The 1400-nt window shown below is 53.0% G+C and carries 1 rRNA gene (running past one end of the window); it reads left to right on the forward strand.

The features are described from left to right. Positions 1 to 1364 (forward strand): 23S ribosomal RNA (locus tag ACIOYV_RS33205); it begins 1723 nt to the left of the window's first position. Positions 1365 to 1400: the final 36 nt, after the last annotated feature.

Genomic DNA, 1400 nt, shown 5'->3' on the forward strand with positions numbered 1-1400 from the left:
AACACGAAGTGGTTGATGCCATGCTTCCAAGAAAAGCTTCTAAGCTTCAGGTAACCAGGAACCGTACCCCAAACCGACACAGGTGGTTGGGTAGAGAATACCAAGGCGCTTGAGAGAACTCGGGTGAAGGAACTAGGCAAAATGGCACCGTAACTTCGGGAGAAGGTGCGCCGGTGAGGGTGAAGCATTTACTGCGTAAGCCCATGCCGGTCGAAGATACCAGGCCGCTGCGACTGTTTATTAAAAACACAGCACTCTGCAAACACGAAAGTGGACGTATAGGGTGTGACGCCTGCCCGGTGCCGGAAGGTTAATTGATGGGGTTAGCTAACGCGAAGCTCTTGATCGAAGCCCCGGTAAACGGCGGCCGTAACTATAACGGTCCTAAGGTAGCGAAATTCCTTGTCGGGTAAGTTCCGACCTGCACGAATGGCGTAACGATGGCGGCGCTGTCTCCACCCGAGACTCAGTGAAATTGAAATCGCTGTGAAGATGCAGTGTATCCGCGGCTAGACGGAAAGACCCCGTGAACCTTTACTATAGCTTTGCACTGGACTTTGAATTTGCTTGTGTAGGATAGGTGGGAGGCTTTGAAGCGTGGACGCCAGTTCGCGTGGAGCCAACCTTGAAATACCACCCTGGCAACTTTGAGGTTCTAACTCAGGTCCGTTATCCGGATCGAGGACAGTGTATGGTGGGTAGTTTGACTGGGGCGGTCTCCTCCTAAAGAGTAACGGAGGAGTACGAAGGTGCGCTCAGACCGGTCGGAAATCGGTCGTAGAGTATAAAGGCAAAAGCGCGCTTGACTGCGAGACAGACACGTCGAGCAGGTACGAAAGTAGGTCTTAGTGATCCGGTGGTTCTGTATGGAAGGGCCATCGCTCAACGGATAAAAGGTACTCCGGGGATAACAGGCTGATACCGCCCAAGAGTTCATATCGACGGCGGTGTTTGGCACCTCGATGTCGGCTCATCACATCCTGGGGCTGAAGCCGGTCCCAAGGGTATGGCTGTTCGCCATTTAAAGTGGTACGCGAGCTGGGTTTAGAACGTCGTGAGACAGTTCGGTCCCTATCTGCCGTGGACGTTTGAGATTTGAGAGGGGCTGCTCCTAGTACGAGAGGACCGGAGTGGACGAACCTCTGGTGTTCCGGTTGTCACGCCAGTGGCATTGCCGGGTAGCTATGTTCGGAATAGATAACCGCTGAAAGCATCTAAGCGGGAAACTAGCCTCAAGATGAGATCTCACTGGGACCTTGAGTCCCCTGAAGGGCCGTCGAAGACTACGACGTTGATAGGTTGGGTGTGTAAGCGCTGTGAGGCGTTGAGCTAACCAATACTAATTGCCCGTGAGGCTTGACCATATAACACCCAAGCAATTTGCTTGCTTCGAGCTGAAA

Origin of the sequence: Pseudomonas sp. NPDC087342, from assembly GCF_044744265.1 — a bacterium.
Classification (GTDB): Bacteria; Pseudomonadota; Gammaproteobacteria; order Pseudomonadales; family Pseudomonadaceae; genus Aquipseudomonas; species Aquipseudomonas nunensis.